We start from the raw sequence: 18,920 nt of genomic DNA on the forward strand, positions 1-18,920 counted from the left end.
GGAACCTAAGTCCTCCGGAGGTCTCGGTGACCGCAACGCTCCCCGCCCCCACCGCCACGCAGTGGTCGCCGGAGCAGTGGCAGAACTGGCGCGACGAGGTCCGCCGGCTCGCCGCCGAGCGCGACGCCGTCGTCCTGGCGCACAACTACCAGGCCGCCGAGATCCAGGACGTCGCCCACCACGTCGGCGACTCGCTGGCCCTCTCGCGCATCGCCGCGTCGAGCGAGGCCTCCACGATCGTCTTCGCCGGGGTCCACTTCATGGCCGAGACGGCGAAGATCCTCAGCCCGGAGAAGACCGTGCTGGTGCCCGACGCCGCGGCCGGCTGCTCGCTGGCCGACACGATCACCGCCGACCAGCTGCGCGCGTGGAAGGCCGAGCACCCGGGCGCCGTCGTCGTCTCCTACGTGAACACGACGGCCGAGGTGAAGGCCGAGACCGACATCTGCTGCACGTCGTCCAACGCCGTCGAGGTCGTGAACTCGATCCCGGCCGACCGCGAGGTCCTCTTCCTCCCCGACCAGTTCCTCGGCGCGCACGTCCAGCGCGTCACCGGCCGGGAGAACATGCGGATCTGGATGGGCGAGTGCCACGTGCACGCCGGCATCTCCCCCACCGACCTGCGCGCCAGCGTCGAGGCCGCCCCCGACGCCGAGCTGCTCGTGCACCCCGAGTGCGGCTGCGCGACCAGCGCGCTGTGGATGGTGTCCGACAGCCAGCTGCCGACCGAGCGCGTGCACATCCTCTCGACCGGCGGGATGCTCGACGAGGCCCGGCGGACGACGGCGAAGCGCGTCCTGGTCGCCACCGAGATCGGCATGCTGCACCAGCTGCGCCAGGCCAACCCGACGACCTCGTTCGAGCCGGTGAACTCCCGCGCGGCGTGCCCCTACATGAAGATGTCGACGCCGGAGAAGCTGCTGCGCGCGCTGCGCGAGGGCCGCGACGAGGTCACCGTCGATCCGGCGATCGCCGCCCGTGCGCGCGCCGCCGTCGAGGCGATGGTGGCCATCGGCACGCCGTCCCCGGTCGGTGAGTGAGGTGACGTCGGGCCTCGCCCGCGTCGTCCCCGCCCTGCCGATTCCCGCGGCCGGGTGGACCCGCACGACCGACGTCGTCGTGGTGGGCTCCGGCGCTGCCGGGCTCATGACCGCCCTCGCTCTCGCCGACGCCGGGCGCGCGGTCACCGTCGCCACCAAGGGCGCGCTCGGAGACGGCAGCACCCGCTGGGCGCAGGGCGGCCTGGCCGCGGTGCTCGGATCCGACGACGACGTGGCGCTGCACGTGCGCGACACCCTGGTCGCCGGCGCGGGCCTCTGCGACGCCGACGCCGTGCGGACGCTGGTCGCCGAGGCGCCGGCCGCGATCGCGCTGCTGCAGGACCTCGGCGCGCGTCTGGATCTCGCCGCCGACGGCCGACCCGCGCTCACCCGCGAGGGCGGGCACAGCCGCGACCGGATCGTGCACGCCGGCGGCGACGCCAGCGGCGCTGAGGTCACCCGGACGCTCGTCGAGGCGCTGGCCACGGCCGGCGTCGAGGTGCTCGAGCACACCGTCGCGCTGGATGCCCTGAAGTCCGGTCGTGGTGACGTCGTCGGACTGCGGGTCGCCCGCGTCGCCGACGACGGCGCACTCGTCGACGCCGGGGACCTGCGCGCGCACGCCGTCGTCCTCGCCACCGGCGGGTACGGGCAGGCGTACGCCGCGGCCACCAGCCCGGCCGGTGCGACCGGCGACGGGCTGGCGCTCGCGTTGCGGGCCGGCGCCGAGGTGGCCGACGTCGAAATGGTGCAGTTCCACCCGACCGTGCTCTGGCAGGGGCCCGGCGCCGCCGGTCAGCAGGTGCTGATCAGCGAGGCGGTGCGCGGGGAAGGTGCCGTGCTCGTCGACGGCGAGGGGCGGCGGATCATGCTCGACGCCCACCCGCTCGCCGACCTCGCTCCGCGCGACGTCGTCTCGGCCACGATCGCCGCGCACCTCGCCACGACCGGCGAGGACTGCGCGTACCTGGACGCCACCGGCCTGGGTGCGGAGTTCCTGGCCCGCCGCTTCCCCGGCATCCTCGCCGCCTGCCGCGCCGCCGGGTACGACCCGACCACCCAACCGGTGCCGGTCACCCCGGGCGCGCACTACACCTGCGGCGGAGTGCTGGCCGACCTCGACGGCCGCACCGGCGTCGCGGGGCTGTACACCGTCGGCGAGGTCGCCTGCACGGGCGTGCACGGGGCCAACCGGCTCGCGTCGAACTCGATCACCGAGGGCCTGGTCGCCGCCCGCCGGTGCGCGGCCCTGCTCGACGCCGACCTGCCTTCCGGGCCTCCCGCGACGCCCCGGCGGTCGGGCGCCGCGGCCGGCGCGATCGACCCCGCCGCACGGCAGGCCATAGGCGTGGCCACCAGCCGGCACGCCGGCGTCGTCCGCACCGCCGAGGGGCTGACCGCGCTGACCGGTTCACTGGCTGCGGCGCCCCGGCTCGACGGGCCGCTGACGCTGCCCGCGGTCGAGGTCACCGCCGTCCACACGGTGGCGACCCTCCTGGCCACCGCCGCGCTCGCCCGCCCCGAGAGCCGGGGCTGCCACCGCCGGGCCGATGCCCCGGCTCCCCGGCCTGAGTGGCAGGTGCGGATCGCGCACAGCCTCGACGCCTCGGGTCGCCTGCACACCCGGACCGTGCCGCTCGGCGTGCCGGCGACCGACCAGACCCAGGGAGTGGCATGACCGAGTGGTTCCCGCTGCGGAACGAGCTGGCCGACGTCCTCCGCGAGAGCGGCCTGGACCCGGCGTCGGTCGAGCAGGTGGTCCGCCGCGCGCTGGACGAGGACCTGGCGCTGGGCCCCGACGTCACGACGATCGCCACCGTGCCGGCCGACGCCCGCGCAACCGGCGACATCGTGCCGCGCTCCCCCGGAGTGCTGGCCGGGGTTCCGGTCGCCGCTGCGGTCTTCGAGATCGTGGGCGGGGGCGACGTCGAGGTGAGCCTGCTCGCTGCTGACGGCATGGCGGCGCGCCCCCGGACGCCGGTGCTCAGCGTGACCGGGCCGACCCGGTCGCTGCTCACCGCCGAGCGGACGGCGCTGAACCTGATCAGTCACCTCTCCGGGGTGGCCACGCTGACCCGGCAGTGGGTGGACGCCGTCGCCGGCACCTCGGCCGCCATCCGCGACACCCGGAAGACCATCCCGGGGCTGCGGGTGCTGGAGAAGTACGCGGTCCGCTGCGGCGGCGGCGTCAACCACCGGATGGCGCTCGGCGACGCGGCCCTGGTGAAGGACAACCACGTGGCCGCGGCCGGCGGGATCGGCGCAGCGGTCGAGGCGGTGCGGGTGCACGCGCCGACGATCGCGCTCGAGGTCGAGTGCGACACCCTCGACCAGGTCCGCGAGGCGATCGCTGCCGGCGTCGAGCTGATCCTGCTGGACAACTTCTCGCTCGAGGACACCCGGACCGCGGTCGAGCTGGTGCGCGGCACGGGCGTGCGGCTGGAGGCCAGCGGTGGGCTCTCGCTCGAACGCGCGGGCGAGGTCGCCGCGACCGGCGTCGACTACCTCGCCGTCGGTGCGCTCACCCACAGCGCCCCGGTGCTCGACCTCGGCTTCGACCTGCGCTGAACTCCGCTCTGCCAACGTTCCTCGCGCTCTGGGCGTCCTGCAGGACCCACAAAGCACGAGGAACGGCCGCAGAGCGGGCCCTCAGCCGCGCTTGTCGGGGTGCACCCAGCCGATGGCCGGGGCGACGTGCTCCACGATGTTCTGCATCAGCCGCGCGTTGTAGTCGACGCCGAGCATGTTGGGGATCGTGATGAGCAGGGTGTCGGCCTCGCGGACGGCGGCGTCCTTGGCGAGCTGCTCGGCGAGGACGTCGGGTTCGGCGGCGTAGCTCTTGCCGAAGCGCGAGCGCACACCTTCGAGGATGCCGACCTGGTCCTGGCTTGACCGCTCGCCGCCGAAGTAGGCGCGGTCCTCGTCGCTGACCAGCGGAACGACGCTGCGGCTCACCGACACCCGCGGCGTGCGGGAGTGGCCCGCGGCGGTCCAGGCGGCGCGGAAGCGCTCGATCTGCTCCGCCTGCAACTCGTCGAAGGGGACGCCGGTCTCCTCGCTGAGCAGCGTGGAACTCATCAGGTTCATGCCCTGCTGCGCGGTCCACTCGCCGGTCGCGAAGGTGCCAGCACCCCACCAAATGCGCTCGGCGAGGCCCGGCGACTGCGGCTGGATCGGCAGCTGGCCGGAGCGTCCGCCGGTCATGCGCGGATCGGCGTCGGCCACCGGCTCGCCGGAGATCGCGGCCAGGAAGAGCGCGGTCTTCTGGCGGGCGAGGTCGGCGTCGGTGCTGTCGGGGCCCGGCACGTAGCCGAAGGCCTCCGAGCCGCGGAGCGCCGTCTCCGGTGATCCCCGGCTGACGCCGAGCTGCAGCCGGCCGTTGCTGATCAGGTCGGCGGCCGCCGCCTCCTCGGCCATGTACAGCGGGTTCTCGTACCGCATGTCGATGACGCCGGTGCCGAGCTCGATCCGCGATGTGCGGGCGGCCATCGCCGACAGCAGCGGGAAGGGCGAGGCCAGCTGCCGGGCGAAGTGGTGCACCCGCACGTAGGCGCCGTCGAACCCGAGCTCCTCGGCGGCCTCGGCCAGCTCGATGCTCTGCACCAGTGCGTCCTGCCCGGTGCGCACCTGCGACCCGGGGATGGGCTGCCAGTGCCCGAAGGACAGGAACCCGATCCGCTTCTCCACTGCACTTCCCTCTCGTCGTCCTGCCCTGCCCAGCACCGACGACGGCGGCGGGATTCCCGGTCGGGGTGAGGCCGAGCTGCACGAACTCGTGGCGATCAGCGGCTGATGACCACGAGTTCGTGTAGTTCGACGGCGGGGACCGCAGACCCTCGCGCGGAGCGCCATACGACGACCTCACCAGCATCCGCGCCGTCGTTGGTACATGATGACGAGGCGACACCCCCAGATAACACGCAGTGATGGCGCCAACACGACTCTCCGTCTCCAAGTTCCGTCACTTTTCGATGACGATGGGTGACGCTGTCCCGGTGAGCCTTCCCGCATCCGAGATGCCCTCGTCCCCGGGCACGCCTGGCGGCGCCGCCGGGCAGCGCTTGCGGGCCATCGACACGCTGCTCGCCGACCGGGGTCAGCTGTTCCAGGCGCTCTTCCTCGCCGCGCCGATCCCCAAGGCCCTCGTCGACCTCGACGGGCACGTGCTGGTGGCCAACCCGCGGATGTGCGCCCTCACCGGCCGCACTCCCGAGGCCCTCTCCGGCCGGCACATCGACCTGCTGGCCCACCCCGACGAGCCGCCGGTGGGCGACCTCGGCCTCGAGCCGGCGCCCGGCGAGCCCGCGATGGACCCGAACCTCCTGCTCGACGGCGAGCGCCGGCTGCGCCGCTCCGACGGCACCGAACTGTGGGTCGTCCAGTCCCACGAGGTCGTGCACCAGAACAACGGGACGCCGCAGTTCGTCGTCCTCTCGATGGTCGACGTCACCGACCGCCGCCGCGCGGAGGAGGACGCCGTCCGCCGCGCGTACACCGACCCGCTGACCGGCCTGCCCAACCGCCGGGCGCTCGCCGACCGGCTGCGGCACGCCGTGGCGCTCTCCCGCCGCCGCGGCCTGCAGGTCGGCCTGGTCCACCTGAACATCGACCGCTTCCAGGCGGTCAACGAGGCGCTGGGCCACGAGGCCGGCGACCTGCTGCTCAGCCAGTTCGCCGACCGGCTCCGCTGGAGCACCCGGGTCGAGGACACCGCCGTGCGCCTGGGCGCCGACGAGTTCCTGGTCGTGGCCGAGGACGTCGAGGACCTCGCGGGTCTGCGCACGCTCGCCGAGCGGCTGCTCAGCGTGCTGGACGAGCCGTTCGTCGTCCACGACCGCGAGCTGACCCTCTCGGCCAGCGTCGGGCTCACCCTCGGCTCCGACATGACCCCCGACGACCTGCTCCGCCAGGCGCACAGCGCGCTGCAGAAGGCGAAGGCCGACGGCCAGCGTGCGCGCATCGAGGTGCACGAGGGAGCGCTCAGCCGCGACGAGGTCGACGCGATCCAGCTGGAGACCGACCTCCGGCATGCCCTCGACAACGAGGAGCTGCGGCTCTTCTACCAGCCGATCGTGCACCTGGGCGACGAGGCGCTGCTCGGCTACGAGGCGCTGATCCGCTGGCAGCACCCCACCCGCGGGCTGCTCCCCCCGGGCGCCTTCCTCGACGCCGCCGAGAACAACCGGCTCACCGCCAAGCTCGGCGCCTGGGTGCTCCGCCGCGCCTGCCTGGACGCCGTCACCTGGGCCGACGACCTGCGCGTGCACGTCAACATCTCGGCCCGGCATCTCGCCGAAGAGGGCTTCGCCGAGCTGGTCGCCGACGCCCTGGCCGAGTCCGGCCTGCCGCCGCACCGGCTGGAGCTGGAGATCACCGAGTCGACGGCGCTGTTCGCCGCCGAGGCCACGCTGCACGCCGTCGCCGTCGTGACCGATGCCGGAGTCACCCTCGCCCTGGACGATTTCGGCACCGGGTACTCGGCGATCACCGCCCTGCACCGGCTGCCGATCCACACCGTCAAGATCGACCGCTCCTTCGTGGCCGACGTGGTCACCGAGCCCTCGACCGCCGCGCTCGTGCACGGTCTGCTGCAGCTCGGCCGCGGCATGGGCCTGCAGGTGATCGCCGAGGGCATCGAGGACCTGGACCAGGCCGACTGGCTGCTGCGGCACGGCTGCGCCATGGCCCAGGGCTTCGCCTTCGGCCGCCCCGCGCCGCTGCCCAGCCCGGCCGAGGTGCTGATGAGCGAGGCCACCGAGGCGCCGGTCGAGGACGTCGCCGGACCGCTGCTGCCCGAGCCGCCGGCGCCGCCGATCGAGCTCCCCCGGCCGCGGATCCCGCGAACCCCGGAGGCGCACGACCTGCAGGACACCGGGTCCTTCGCGTCGCGCACCCTCTTCGACGAGCTCGCCGACCCGGATGAGGATTAAAGGGCCCCGTCCTCCCCACCCTTCACACGCTCAGGGCGGGACCCTGGACGGGGCCGTTCCATCAGGTCACCTGCGGGGCAGCGCGAGCGGGACGGGGCGCTTGGGCTGACGACCGTCACCGGAGGAGCGCCCGCGCAGCCGGCGCCCGATCCACGGGGCGACGAAGCCGCGCACCCAGGCCGCTTCCTCCGCGACCGCCGCGCGGAACGCTCGCGGGCCCTGCGGCGGGAGCGGCGTCCGCCAGTCCTCGCCGTTGGCACCGGGCAGGCCGAGCGCGGCCGCGGCGGCCAGCGCCATGCGGCGGTGACCCTCGTCGGTCATGTGGATCCGGTCGGTGTCCCACAGCCGGAAGTCCTGCACCCACTGGGCGCCCCACTGGTCCAGGACGAGCGCCCCGGTGCGGTTGGCGACCGACCAGATGTTGGTGTTGAAGACGGCGATCTTGCCGCGGACGCGGCGCAGGATCGGGGTGTTGCGGGTGTCGACGCTGGTCGCCAGCAGCACGTCGGCACCGGCCGAGCGGAGGCGGACCACCGCGGCCTCGAGCCCGGCGGCCAGCACATCGGGGTCGGAGCCAGGGCGCATCAGGTCGTTGCCGCCGGCGACCAGGCTGACCAGATCGGGCTTGGCCTCCAGTGCGACGTCCACCTGCTCCTCGACGACCTGCTTCAGCAGCCGGCCGCGGATGGCGAGGTTGGCGTACTCGACGTCGTCGTCCGTGGCGGCGGCGAGGTGCTCGGCGAGCCGGTCGGCCCACCCGCGGTACTCACCCGGGCGCGCGGGGTCGGGGTCGCTGAGCCCCTCGGTGAAGGAGTCGCCGAGAGCGATGTAGCGGCGCCAGGGGGACGGTGCGGAGGGTTCGAGCGGCACCCGACCACTCCAGCACGACGTCGGCCCCGACCGCCCGCGGCGACGGCGTGAACCACCTCACCGACGACGCCGCTCCGCCACCAGATCCCGCGCCGCCCCGTCCCACGTCGGGTGGGTGAACACGAAGCCGGACTCCAGCAGCCGTCCGGGCACCACCCGGCGGCTCTTGAGCAGCAGTTCGGTGTCGGTGCGCAGCACGAAGGCGCCGATCTCGGCCATCCACGCGGTGGCCGGCAGGCCCGGCCGCCGCCCCCAGGCCCGGCGCAGCGACCGCATCAGCGCGCGCTGGGTCACCGGCTCGGGTGCGGCGAGATTGACCGGCCCCTCGATGTCCTCGCGCTCCAGGAGCAGCTCCACCGCGCGGACGAAGTCGTCGCCGTGGATCCACGACACGTACTGCCGGCCGCCCGCGACCGGACCGCCCACGCCGACCCGGGCCATCCACGAGAGGTAGTCGAAGACCCCGCCGCGGTCCGGCGTCATCACCATCGCCGCCCGAAGCGCGACCCGGCGGGTACCCGGGACGTCGGCCGCCGCCTGCGTCTCCTCCCACCGCCGGGCGATGCGGACGCTGTACTCCCAGTAGAGCGGCACATCCGGTTCCTCGCCGCCGATGATCCCGTTCGTCTCGTCGTGCGGGAGGTCGTCGGGGCGGCTGCGGGCGTCGGCGTAGATCGTCGCCGTGCTCATCTGCAGCCAGACCGTCGGCGGCTGCGCAGCGCGCTCGATCGCCTCCCCGACCACGCGGGTCGAGTCGACGCGGGAGTCCATCATCTGGCGCAGGTTCCGGTCGTTGTAGCGGGCGCTGACCGTCCGGCCGGCGAGGTTGATCACCGCGTCGGCGCCGTCGATCTCGTCCGCCCAGGCGCCGAGCGTCCGGCCGTCCCACAGCACGTGCCGGACGCCGTCCTCCAGCTGCTCCGGCCGACGGCTGAGGACGACGACCTCGTCCCCTCTGGCCGCCAGCGCACGCCGCAGCACGCCACCGACCTGCCCGGTACCGCCGGGGAGAATGATCTTCATCCGGCGAACCTAGTGCGGGATCACCCGCGGTAGGCCTCGAGCAGTCGCAGCCAGATCTCGCTGATCGTCGGATAGGCAGGGACGGCGTGCCAGAGCCGGCCGATCGGCACCTCGCCGACCACCGCGATGGTCGCGGCGTGCAGCAGCTCGGCCACGGCCGGGCCCACGAAGGTGACGCCGAGCAGCACCTCGCGCTGGGTGTCGACGACGGCGATCGCGGTACCGGAGTACCCGTCGGCGAAGAGCGAGGCGCCCGCGATGCTGCCGATCGGGTACTCGACGACGCGGTGCGCCAGCCCCTCCTCCTCCGCCTGAGCGGCCGTGCGGCCCACGCTGGCGACCTGCGGTGAGGTGAAGACCACCGACGGTGTCGCGACGTCGTCAGCGGTGGCCACGAACGGCGACCACGGCGCGGTGTCGGTCTCCTCGCCCCGGGCCCGCGCCACGATCGCCGCCCCGGCCTGGCGGGCCTGGTACTTGCCCATGTGGGTCAGCTGCCGGCGTCCGTTGACGTCGCCGACGCCGTAGAGCCAGGACGAGCCCTCGACCCGGAGCGTGCTGTCGACGGAGAGGTACTCCCCCGGCTCCAGGCCCACGGTGTCGGCGCCGATGTCGGCGGTCCGCGCCCTGCGGCCCACCGCGACCAGCACCTCGTCGCCCCGGAACTCCCGGCCGTCCTCGGTGGTCAGCACGACCTCGGTGCCGTCCCGGCGCGCCCCGGTGACCGAGGTGTTCAGCCGGACGTCGGCGCCGGCGTCGCGCAGGGCGGCGGCGACCGCCTCGCCGGCCTGCGGCTCGAGGCCGGGCAGGAGCCGTCCGCCGCGCTGCAGCACCGTCACCTGCGAGCCCAGCGCCTGCCACGCCGTCGCCATCTCGCAGCCGACGTAGCCGCCGCCGAGCACGAGCAGCCGGGCCGGGGCCGCCTTGGCGCTGGTCGCCTCCCGCGGGGTCCACGCGCCGACGTCGGCCAGCCCGTCGATCGGCGGCGTGGATGCCTCCGACCCGGTGCACACGACGACGGCCTGCCGGGCGGTCAGCCGCACCGTGCCGCCGTCGGCGTCGGTCACGACGACGGTGCGCTCGCCGTCCAGCCGGCCGGTGCCGCGCAGCAGGTCGATGCCCGCCGAGCCCACCCACTCCGCCTGGCCCGAGTCGTCCCAGTTCGAGGTGAAGGAGTCACGCCGGGCCAGGGTCGCCTCGACGTCCTGTTCGCCGGTCACCGCCTGCTTCGCGCCGTCCACCGACCGCACCTCGGCCAGCACCTCCGTGCCGCGCAGCAGCGCCTTGCTCGGCATGCAGGCCCAGTAGGAGCACTCGCCGCCGACCAGCTCCGGCTCCACCAGCACCGCCGAGAGCCCGCCGCGGACGACGACGTCGGCCACGTTCTCCCCGGTCGATCCGGCTCCGAGGACGACGACGTCGTAACTGCGCTCTTCTTCGCTCACCCGGCCCATCCTCCGGTTGTGATCGACTGGGCGCATGCCGGTCGACCGCAACGAGTTCGCCGCAGCACTGGCGCAGTACACCGCCGGGGTCTGCCTGCTGACCGTGCGGGACGACATCGACGACGTCGGCACGACCGTCACCTCGGTGATGAGCGTGTCGGCGTCGCCGCCGCTGGTCGCGGTCGGGCTGACCGCCGACGGCTACCCGGCGGAGGTGCTGGAGTCGGTCGGCAGCTGCGCGCTCACGGTCCTCGCCGCCCCCCAGGCGATCGTCGCCTCCCGGTTCTCCTCCGCGGGGCGGCCCAGCGCCCGGCACCTGCTGGAGACGGTGCCGTGGACCCGGGCGGAGCACAGCGGCGGCATCGTCCTGAGCGAGTCGCCGGCGGCACTGGACTGCCGGCTGGAACGCCTGGTCGAGGCCGGTGACCACGTCCTGGCGCTGCTCGAGGTGGTGGGCGTGCCGGTGCTGAACCCGGCGGCCCTCCCGCTGCTCCGGCTGCGCGGCCGGTTCGTCGACGAGACGGGCGGCCTGGCCGGTCGCGGCTGAGCGAATTCCGGCGCGGATGTCACATCCGCGACCTCGGCGGTGCTAGTCAGGCATGGAGCTCGTAACCCAGGGACGACCGGCGGCCGCCGTCGTCCTGGCACGCCCCCGCGCTGCGGGAGGCCGGCCCGGAAGGCTGGACGCGGTGGCGACGTCGGTGCGGCCCGACCTCGAGGAGGTCTTCCGCCTCGAGTACGCGCGGGTCGTGGGCGTCGCGGCCCGGGTGCTCGGCTCGCGGGACCAGGCCGAGGACGTCGCCCAGGAGGTCTTCCTCTCCTTCGGGCGGTCCCGCGTCCAGGCCGGTGAGGCGGGCGGCTGGCTCGCCGTCGCCGCCGCGCACACCGCGCTCAACCTGATCCGCTCGGGACGCCGCCGGACCTCCCGCGAGGAGACCGTCGCCGCCACGGAGCACGCCGTCGTCCCCGACGTGGCCGACACCGTGCTCACCCGGGAGGACCGCAGCCGCGTCCGCGCGGCGCTGGCCACCCTCCCCCGCACCCAGGCCGTCGCCCTGGTGCTCCGGCACAGCGGCCTCAGCTACGCCGAGGTCGCCACCGCACTCGATCTGTCCCCCGGCAGCATCGGCACGACCGTCCGTCGCGCCGAGTCCGCCCTGCGCAAGGAGCTGAACCGTCATGCGTCATCCGACTGAGGGCGTGCTGCGCCGACTGCTCGACGAGCCGGCCGGCGTCTCCGATCCCGACCGCCGGCACGTCGCCGACTGCGCGCAGTGCCTGACGAACCTGGCCGCCGCCCGGAGCGACGCCGCCGTCGTCGGTGCCGCGCTGACCGACACCACCCCGGCACCCGACGTCGCCGCCGGCTGGGCGCGGCTCGCCGCGGCCACGCACGCGACTGCCCCCCGGCCGGCGGCGGCTCCGGCTCGCCGCGGCCGCGCCGGCGAGTGGCTGCGCCGGCCCGCGGCCGCGGCGCTGGCCGTCGGCGTCGTCCTGGCCGGTGCCGGCACCGCGGCGGCTAACGACTGGCTGCAGATCTTCCGCACCGAGGAGGTCGCCGCCGTCGGGCTGCGCACCGCGGACCTCGTCGCGCTGCCGGATCTCACCGCCTACGGGGACGTCGTGTTCACCGGCGACGACGGCCTCCAGCAGGTGCCCGACGCCGCGACTGCGGAGGAGCTGAGCGGCCTGGACCTGCCGGAGGTCGACGCCCTGCCCGGCGGCGTCATCGGGGAGCCCGAGTACCAGGTGGCCGGCGAGCTCAGCGCCACCTTCACCTTCTCCGCGGAGAAGGCCGCGCAGGCCGCCGCGGAGGCCGGCCAGAGCCTGCCGGCCCCGCCGCCCGGGCTGGACGGCAGCTCGGTCCGGCTGGACGCCGGCCCCGGCGTGGCCCAGGTGTGGACGAGCTCGTCCGGCATCCCGGCGCTGGTCGTCGGCCGCGCCGTCGCCCCGACCGCGTTCTCCTCCGGCGTGCAGTTCGAGACGCTGCGCGACTACCTCCTCTCCCTGCCCGGCCTGCCGGGGGACGTGGCGGACCAGCTGCGCACCTTCACCGCGGACGGCTCCACGCTGCCGCTCCCGGTGCCCTCGGACTACGTGACCACCTCGACCGCCCAGGTCGACGGCGAGGAGGCGACCGTGCTGGAGACCCGGGACCGGGCGCTGGCCGCCGTGGTCTGGGTGGAGGACGGCGTGGTGACCGTGGTGGCCGGCGTCCTGGACACCGATGAGGTGCTCTCGGTCGCCCGGGCGCTGGGATGAGCCAGTCCGACCTGCGGGAGGCCGCCGACCTGGTCGCCGGCCTCCCGCCCACGCCCGCCGTCTGGTGCACCGGTCTGCGGAAGCGCTACGGAAAGCGGACCGCTGTGGACGGCGTCTCGCTGGAGATCGGCCGCGGCGAGGTGGTCGGGCTGCTCGGGCCGAACGGCGCGGGCAAGACCACGGTCATCAAGATGCTGCTCGGCCTGGTGCGCCCCGACGCGGGCGAGGTCATGCTGCTCGGCCGGCCCGCCGCCGACCCCAGCGCGAGGGTCCGGGTCGGCTACCTGCCCGAGCTCTTCCGCTACCAGCCGTGGCTGACCGCCGCGGAGGTGCTCGCACTGCACGTCCGGCTCTCCGGCGTCGACATCCCCGCGCCCGAGCAGCGGGAGGCGCTCGCCCTCGTCGGGCTGGGCGAGCGGGCCGCGGACCGGGTCGGCGGCTTCTCCAAGGGCATGCAGCAGCGGCTGGGTCTGGCCGTCGCGCTGGTGGCCCGACCGGAGTTCGTCGTCCTCGACGAGCCGACCAGCGCTCTGGACCCGCTGGGCCGGGTGGACGTGCGCGACATCGTGCTCTCGCTGAAGTCCCGGGGCATCGCCGTGCTGCTCAACTCGCACCTGATCGGCGAAGTCGAGCGGGTCTGCGACCGGGTGGTGATCCTGGACCGCGGGCACGTCGCCGCCTCCGGCACGCTGCTGGAGCTGCTCGGCCAGCACGAGGTGCGGCTGCACCTCACCGGGCTCCCGCCGGCCGGCGAGACCCGGCTGTCGGCCGCCGGCCGCGTCGAGCGGGAGGGCGAGTGGTTCACCGTGGCTCTGCCCGTCGACGACGAGGACACCGTGCCCGATCTCGTCCGCGACCTCGCGGCGCTCGGCGTCCGGGTGCACGCGGTGGAGCCGGGTCGGATCAGCCTGGAGGAACGCCTGCTCGGCATCCTGCGCGACGGCACCGAGGGTGGTGCGGCGTGAACGCCCGCGCCGTCCTGACCATCGCCGGGCTCACCCTGCGCGAGGCCTCCCGCCGTCGCGTGCTGCTCGCCCTCGGCGTCCTCACCCTCGTCCTGCTGGGGCTCAGCGGCTGGGGCTTCTCCCGGTTCGCGGCGGAGACCGGCGGCTCGCTCACCAGCGGCGAGGCCCGGCTCACGGCGTCGATCGTGCTCAACCTCGTGATGTTCGGCTACAGCCTGATCGCTGCGCTCGGCACCGCGTTCCTCGCCGGCCCGACGCTCTCGGGCGAGACGGAGTCCGGCATCGCGCTGGCCGTCCTCGCCCGCCCGATCCGCCGGTCAACCTTCCTGCTGGGCAAGTGGCTGGGGCTCGTCGTCTTCGGAAGCGGGTTCGTCGTCCTCGCCGGGCTGGCCCAGTGCCTGATCGTGCGGGCGTCGGTGGACTACTGGCCGCCGGAGCCGACGAAGGCGCTCGCACTGCTGGCCGCCCAGACGGTCGTCCTGCTGACCCTGGCCGTGCTGCTCTCGACCGTGATCTCGCCGATGGCGTCCGGTGTGGTGTCGGTCGGGCTGTTCTGCACCACCTGGGTCGCGGGCGTCGTCGGCGGCATCGGGGACTCGCTCGGCAACGACGCCGTCGCCCGGGTCGGCAGCGTCTCGCGGATGATCCTGCCCACCGACGGCCTGTGGCGGGGGGCGATGAACGCCTTCCAGGACCCGTCGGCGCTGGCCTTCTTCGGCGACGCCGACGCCGGCGCCTTCCCGTTCCTGAGCATGGCGCCGCTGACCGGCACCTACCTCGCGTGGGCCGTCGTCTGGACCGCGATGGTGTGGGCGCTGGCCGCCGTGTCGTTCGCCCGCCGCGACCTGTAGGCCGGGGCGGGAACACGATCGACATCGCGCGGGGATAGCGTCGGTCCTGCTATGAGCGCTCTGCCTGCCCCCTCCGAGTCCGCCGTCCGCCGCGCCCTGGTGCGCGCCGAACGCGGCGTTCCCCTCGACGCGGTGGAGGCCGAGACCCTGCTGCACGCGCGCGGGCTGGGCGAGGGTGAGCCGCTGGACCGGCTGCTCACCGCCGCCGGCCGGGTGCGCGACGCCGGTCTGGCGTCCGCCGGACGGCCGGGAGTGGTCACCTACAGCCGCAAGGTGTTCATCCCGCTCACCCACCTGTGCCGGGACCGCTGCCACTACTGCACGTTCGTGACGACGCCGGGCCAGCTCCGGGCGCAGGGCAAGGCGCCCTACCTCTCCCCCGACGAGGTGCTCGACGTCGCCCGCGCAGGTGCGGCCATGGGCTGCAAGGAGGCGCTGTTCACCCTCGGCGACCGCCCCGAGGAGCGCTGGCCGGTCGCCGCGGAGTGGCTGGAGGCGCACGGCTTCGACTCCACGCTGGGCTACCTGCGGGCCATGGCGATCCGGGTGCTCGAGGAGACCGGGCTGCTCCCCCACCTCAACCCCGGCGTGCTGTCGTGGGAGGAGATCCAGCGGCTCAAGCCGGTCGCCGCCTCCATGGGGATGATGCTGGAGACGACGGCGACGCGGCTGTGGTCGCAGCCCGGCGGACCGCACTTCGGCTCCCCCGACAAGGAGCCCGCCGTCCGGCTCCGGGTCCTGGAGGACGCCGGCCGCTCCGCCGTTCCGTTCACCACCGGTGTGCTGCTGGGCATCGGCGAGGACTACGCCGAGCGGGTGGACGCCGTCCTGCAGATCCGGGCGAGCGCCCAGCGGCACGGGCACGTGCAGGAGACGATCGTCCAGAACTTCCGGGCGAAGCCGCGGACCGCGATGCAGGCGCACGACGACCTCGACCTGCAGGAGTACGTCGCCGCCGTCGCCGTCACCCGGCTGCTGCTCGGCCCGAAGGCACGCGTCCAGGCGCCGCCGAACCTGAGCGACTCCACGGAACTCGGCCTGCTGCTGCGCGCCGGCGTCGACGACTGGGGCGGCGTCTCACCGCTGACCCCGGACCACGTCAACCCGGAGCGTCCGTGGCCGAACATCGACAAGCTCGCCGCGCTCTCGTCCGAGGCCGGGTTCGAGCTGCGCGAGCGGCTGGCCGCCCAGCCGCCGTACGTGCTGCAGCCCGAGCCGTGGCTGGACCCGCGGGTGCGGCCGCACGTCGACGCGCTGGCCGGCCCCGACGGGCTGGCGGTCGAGGGGCGGCTGCCGGTGGGCCTGCCGTGGCAGGAGCCGGACGAGTCGTGGACGTCCACCGGGCGGGTGGACCTGCACGTCGAGGTCGACACGGTCGGGCGCACGGATGACCGGCGCAGCGACTTCGACGCCGTCTACGGCGACTGGTCCGAGCTCCGCTCGCGCACCGAGTCCGCGCGGGACGGTTCCTCCACCGCGATCGCTGCCGGCGACCGCGAGGTGCTGGCCGCGCTGCTGCACGCCGAGCAGGACCCGGCCGGGCTGACCGACGCCGAGTACCTGGCCCTGCTGGGCGCCGACGGCACGGACCTGGAGAACCTCTGCGCGCTGGCCGACGCGGTGCGCGCCGACGTCAACGGTGACGACGTCACCTACGTCGTGAACCGGAACATCAACTTCACCAACGTCTGCTACACCGGCTGCCGGTTCTGCGCGTTCGCCCAGCGGCGCACCGACGCCGACGCCTACACGCTGTCCATGACGCAGGTCGGCGACCGCGTGGACGAGGCGTGGGCGGCCGGGGCGACCGAGATCTGCATGCAGGGCGGCATCCACCCCGACCTGCCCGGGACGGCGTACTTCGACCTCGCCCGCGAGGTGAAGAAGCGGCAGCCGGGCATCCACCTGCACGCCTTCAGCCCCATGGAGATCGTGAACGGGGCGGCGCGCACCGGGCTGTCGTTCCGCGACTTCCTCACCGAGCTCAAGGCCGCCGGCTTGGACTCGATCCCCGGCACGGCGGCGGAGATTCTCGACGACGACGTCCGCTGGGTGCTCACCAAGGGCAAGCTGCCGACGGCGACGTGGCTGGAGATCATCGGCACCGCGCACGAGGTCGGGATCCCGACGACGTCGACGATGATGTACGGCCACGTGGACACCCCGGCGCACTGGGTCGGGCACCTGCGGACGCTGGCTGCGCTGCAGGACCGCACCGGCGGCTTCACCGAGTTCGTGCTGCTGCCGTTCGTGCACCACAACTCACCGATCTACCTGGCCGGCGTCGCCCGCCCCGGCCCGACGGTGCGGGAGAACCGGGCGATCCACGCCGTCGCCCGGCTGCTGCTGCACGGCCGCATCCCCAACATCCAGACCTCCTGGGTGAAGCTCGCCGACGCCGGGACGAAGGCGGTGCTGCAGGGCGGCGCCAGCGACCTCGGCGGCACGCTCATGGAGGAGACGATCAGCCGCATGGCCGGCAGCGAGAACGGCTCGCTGAAGACCATCGCCGAGCTGGAGGCCATGGCCGCCGCGATCGGCCGCCCGGCCCGTCAGCGCACCACGGAGTACGGCACGCCCTCGGCCGAGCGGATCGCGACCGCACGCTCCGACGAGGGCCGCGCACGGCTCACGCTCTCGATCACGCCTCGCTGAGCTCCGGCGCCGCCGCCCGCAGTCCCCACCAGCGGGCCAGCCACAGGGCCCCCGCGCAGGGGGCGGCGACGAGGAGCAGCTCCACCAGGACGACGGGTATCGCGGTCGAGTAGTCCTGGGTCCAGCCGAACCAGATCGCGGCTGCCACGCCCAGCGCCGCGGCGACGGGCAGCAGGACCGCGGCCCGGACCACCGACGCGCGGGCTGCTGGCCGGCCCGCGAGGAAACGGCCGTAGGCGGTCAGCCCGACGCCGAGGGCAGTCAGGGCGAGGAGCGCGTACACCAGCGCGGGCCCGGCGTGCGGATAGCGGCCGTCCAGTTCGAACCAGCGGCTGAACAGCGGATTCAGCACCTCCAGGAACAGCAGGTAGCCCAGGACGAGCGCGACGCCACCGCCTGCCAGCGCGATCGCCGCACCGTTCCAGGAGTCGTGCGGGCGCGACACCAGGCCGCGGGCCGAGACGGCTTCCCGGGCGAACGTGGCGACGTCACCGAGCAGGGCGTCCGGGGTGAGCCCGTCGGCGGCACCGGCGCGGAGGTCCTCCCCCACCTCGGTGACCACCTCGGCGCGGTCCCTGCGCGGGATCCGCAGGCGGATGAGCTCCCGGTCGAGCGCACGGATGGCCGACTCGATCTCGCCCGTCGTGGTCGCGGTGTCAGGCATGGGCATGGTCGGGAACCTCCTGGTCGGGGAGCGCCCCCGTGGTGGCGAGCAGGGTGCGGACGGACGAGGTGGTGGCATCCCACTGCTGGGCCCACTCGGCGAGTGCGGCGAGACCCGCGGCGGAGACGGAGTAGACCTTCCGCGGCGGTCCGCTGGGGCTGGGCTCGGACCGCTCCTCCACCAGCCCCTGCCGCCGGAGCCGGCCCATCAGGGGATAGACCGTGCCGTAGCCGATGCCTTCGACGCCGTGCTTCTCGAGGAGGACGACGAGGTCGTAGGCATGTGTGGGCGTACGGGCGAGCAGCGCCAGCAGGCAGGTGTCCAGCACCCCGCGGAGCAGCTGGGTGCGGCGGTCGGGATCCGGTGCCATGCGAGACAAGGTAGCGGAGCTATTCGGTGTTGCCTAGTAGTGACCGGCCTCGATCTTCGGCGGGTTAGCGTTCCGCGGTGCGCATCGCGGCGATCTCCGACGTCCACGGAAACCTGCCAGCTCTGGAGGCGGTCCTGGCCGACATCGCTACCCAGGGCGTCGACCTGGTGGTGAACCTGGGCGACCTGCTCTCCGGCGCGGTCCTCCCCAGGGCCACCGCGGACCGGCTGATGGAGCTCGACGTGCTCACCGTGGCCGGCAACCACGAGCGGCAGCTGCTCACGCTGCCCCGCGAGCGGATGGGCGCCTCCGACCGGCTGGCCCACGACACGATCGACGAGCGGCACCGCGCCTGGATGGCACGGCTCCCGCTCACCCTGGAGCCGGCCGACGGGGTGCTCGCCTTCCACGGCTCCCCCACCGACGACCTCGTCTACCTGCTGGAGACCGTCGACCCCGACGGCGCCCGCCCGGCGACGGAGGCCGAGGTGCTCGATCGGCTCGGCTCGTCCGCCGGCGTCCCTCTCCTGCTGTGCGGCCACACCCACCTGCAGCGTGCGATGCGGCTGTCCACCGGCGCGCTGGTGCTCAACCCGGGGAGCGTGGGCTGGCCGGCGTACGACGACGACGCTCCGCATCCGCACGTGATGGAGGCGGGCACTCCGCATGCCCGCTACGCGATCGCCGACGACGCCGGCGGCAGCTGGGCCCATGAGTTCCGCGCCGTCGAGTACGACTGGGAAGCCGCCGCCGCGATCGCCGAGGGGAACGCGCGGCTCGACGTCGCGGACGCGTTGCGCACCGGCCGTGTCGACGACCGGCCCGCACCTCGCTGAGCCGACCCC

17 protein-coding genes are annotated in these 18,920 nt (G+C 74.2%); 11 read left to right on the forward strand and 6 right to left on the reverse strand.

The features are described from left to right. Nucleotides 1-26: 26 nt before the first annotated feature. From nadA to nadC, 3 genes are read left to right on the forward strand one after another with little or no spacing between them, the layout of a single operon-like run. Nucleotides 27-1,040: a quinolinate synthase NadA gene (gene nadA / locus LBW97_RS03765; protein ID WP_224498058.1), complete on the forward strand. Its 1,014-nt coding sequence runs from the start codon at nt 27-29 to the stop codon at nt 1,038-1,040. A 1-nt stretch (nt 1,041) separates the two neighbouring features. After that, the gene (locus LBW97_RS03770) at nt 1,042-2,718 is read left to right on the forward strand and encodes an L-aspartate oxidase (protein ID WP_224498059.1); all 1,677 of its coding nucleotides are present in this window, start codon (nt 1,042-1,044) and stop codon (nt 2,716-2,718) included. After that, nucleotides 2,715-3,608 (forward strand): carboxylating nicotinate-nucleotide diphosphorylase, encoded by an 894-nt coding sequence (nadC, locus tag LBW97_RS03775; RefSeq protein WP_224498060.1) that lies wholly within the window; start codon nt 2,715-2,717, stop codon nt 3,606-3,608. The genes LBW97_RS03770 and nadC overlap by 4 nt, the downstream gene beginning before the upstream one ends. Nucleotides 3,609-3,689: 81 nt before the next feature. On the opposite strand, the gene LBW97_RS03780 is transcribed toward nadC, so the two are convergent. After that, nucleotides 3,690-4,727: an LLM class flavin-dependent oxidoreductase gene (locus tag LBW97_RS03780; RefSeq protein ID WP_224498061.1), complete on the reverse strand. Its 1,038-nt coding sequence runs from the start codon at nt 4,725-4,727 to the stop codon at nt 3,690-3,692. A gap of 308 nt (nt 4,728-5,035) precedes the next feature. On the opposite strand from LBW97_RS03780, the gene LBW97_RS03785 reads away from it, so the two are divergent. Further along, nucleotides 5,036-6,970 (forward strand): bifunctional diguanylate cyclase/phosphodiesterase, encoded by a 1,935-nt coding sequence (locus tag LBW97_RS03785; protein ID WP_224498062.1) that lies wholly within the window; start codon nt 5,036-5,038, stop codon nt 6,968-6,970. Between the two features lie 66 nt (nt 6,971-7,036). On the opposite strand, the gene LBW97_RS03790 is transcribed toward LBW97_RS03785, so the two are convergent. From LBW97_RS03790 to LBW97_RS03800, 3 genes are read right to left on the reverse strand one after another with little or no spacing between them, the layout of a single operon-like run. Continuing rightward, on the reverse strand, nt 7,037-7,840 hold the full coding sequence (locus tag LBW97_RS03790) for an SGNH/GDSL hydrolase family protein (protein WP_224498063.1): 804 nt from the start codon (nt 7,838-7,840) through the stop codon (nt 7,037-7,039). 57 nt (nt 7,841-7,897) lie between these two features. Further along, nucleotides 7,898-8,863 (reverse strand): TIGR01777 family oxidoreductase, encoded by a 966-nt coding sequence (locus tag LBW97_RS03795; RefSeq protein WP_224498064.1) that lies wholly within the window; start codon nt 8,861-8,863, stop codon nt 7,898-7,900. 20 nt (nt 8,864-8,883) lie between these two features. Continuing rightward, entirely contained in the window at nt 8,884-10,308 is a 1,425-nt protein-coding gene (locus LBW97_RS03800; protein ID WP_224498065.1) for an NAD(P)/FAD-dependent oxidoreductase, read from the reverse strand. A 34-nt stretch (nt 10,309-10,342) separates the two neighbouring features. Here LBW97_RS03800 and LBW97_RS03805 point away from each other — a divergent pair, with 34 nt between their 5' ends. From LBW97_RS03805 to LBW97_RS03830, 6 genes are read left to right on the forward strand one after another with little or no spacing between them, the layout of a single operon-like run. Continuing rightward, on the forward strand, nt 10,343-10,855 hold the full coding sequence (locus LBW97_RS03805) for a flavin reductase family protein (RefSeq protein WP_224498066.1): 513 nt from the start codon (nt 10,343-10,345) through the stop codon (nt 10,853-10,855). Nucleotides 10,856-10,907: 52 nt separating this feature from the next. Continuing rightward, nucleotides 10,908-11,504, forward strand: a complete 597-nt coding sequence (locus tag LBW97_RS03810) for a sigma-70 family RNA polymerase sigma factor (RefSeq protein WP_224498067.1) — start codon at nt 10,908-10,910, stop codon at nt 11,502-11,504. Beyond that, entirely contained in the window at nt 11,488-12,570 is a 1,083-nt protein-coding gene (locus LBW97_RS03815; RefSeq protein ID WP_224498068.1) for a hypothetical protein, read from the forward strand. The genes LBW97_RS03810 and LBW97_RS03815 overlap by 17 nt, the downstream gene beginning before the upstream one ends. Further along, on the forward strand, nt 12,567-13,535 hold the full coding sequence (locus LBW97_RS03820) for an ABC transporter ATP-binding protein (RefSeq protein ID WP_224498069.1): 969 nt from the start codon (nt 12,567-12,569) through the stop codon (nt 13,533-13,535). The genes LBW97_RS03815 and LBW97_RS03820 overlap by 4 nt, the downstream gene beginning before the upstream one ends. After that, nucleotides 13,532-14,386: an ABC transporter permease subunit gene (locus tag LBW97_RS03825; RefSeq protein WP_224498070.1), complete on the forward strand. Its 855-nt coding sequence runs from the start codon at nt 13,532-13,534 to the stop codon at nt 14,384-14,386. The genes LBW97_RS03820 and LBW97_RS03825 overlap by 4 nt, the downstream gene beginning before the upstream one ends. 51 nt (nt 14,387-14,437) lie before the next feature. Beyond that, nucleotides 14,438-17,041 carry a bifunctional FO biosynthesis protein CofGH gene (locus LBW97_RS03830; protein ID WP_224498071.1) on the forward strand — a complete coding sequence of 868 codons (2,604 nt, stop codon included), beginning with the start codon at nt 14,438-14,440 and terminating at the stop codon, nt 17,039-17,041. Here the strand turns inward: LBW97_RS03830 and LBW97_RS03835 are convergent. Both LBW97_RS03835 and LBW97_RS03840 read right to left on the reverse strand, forming a co-directional pair. After that, entirely contained in the window at nt 17,028-17,711 is a 684-nt protein-coding gene (locus tag LBW97_RS03835; protein ID WP_224498072.1) for a hypothetical protein, read from the reverse strand. The genes LBW97_RS03830 and LBW97_RS03835 overlap by 14 nt on opposite strands. Continuing rightward, the gene (locus LBW97_RS03840; protein ID WP_224498073.1) at nt 17,698-18,075 is read right to left on the reverse strand and encodes a PadR family transcriptional regulator; all 378 of its coding nucleotides are present in this window, start codon (nt 18,073-18,075) and stop codon (nt 17,698-17,700) included. The genes LBW97_RS03835 and LBW97_RS03840 overlap by 14 nt, the downstream gene beginning before the upstream one ends. 77 nt (nt 18,076-18,152) lie before the next feature. On the opposite strand from LBW97_RS03840, the gene LBW97_RS03845 reads away from it, so the two are divergent. After that, nucleotides 18,153-18,911: a metallophosphoesterase gene (locus LBW97_RS03845; protein ID WP_224498074.1), complete on the forward strand. Its 759-nt coding sequence runs from the start codon at nt 18,153-18,155 to the stop codon at nt 18,909-18,911. The last annotated feature ends 9 nt before the right edge of the window (nt 18,912-18,920 follow it).

The sequence above is a fragment of the Blastococcus sp. LR1 genome (assembly GCF_020166105.1).
Taxonomy (GTDB): Bacteria; Actinomycetota; Actinomycetes; order Mycobacteriales; family Geodermatophilaceae; genus Blastococcus.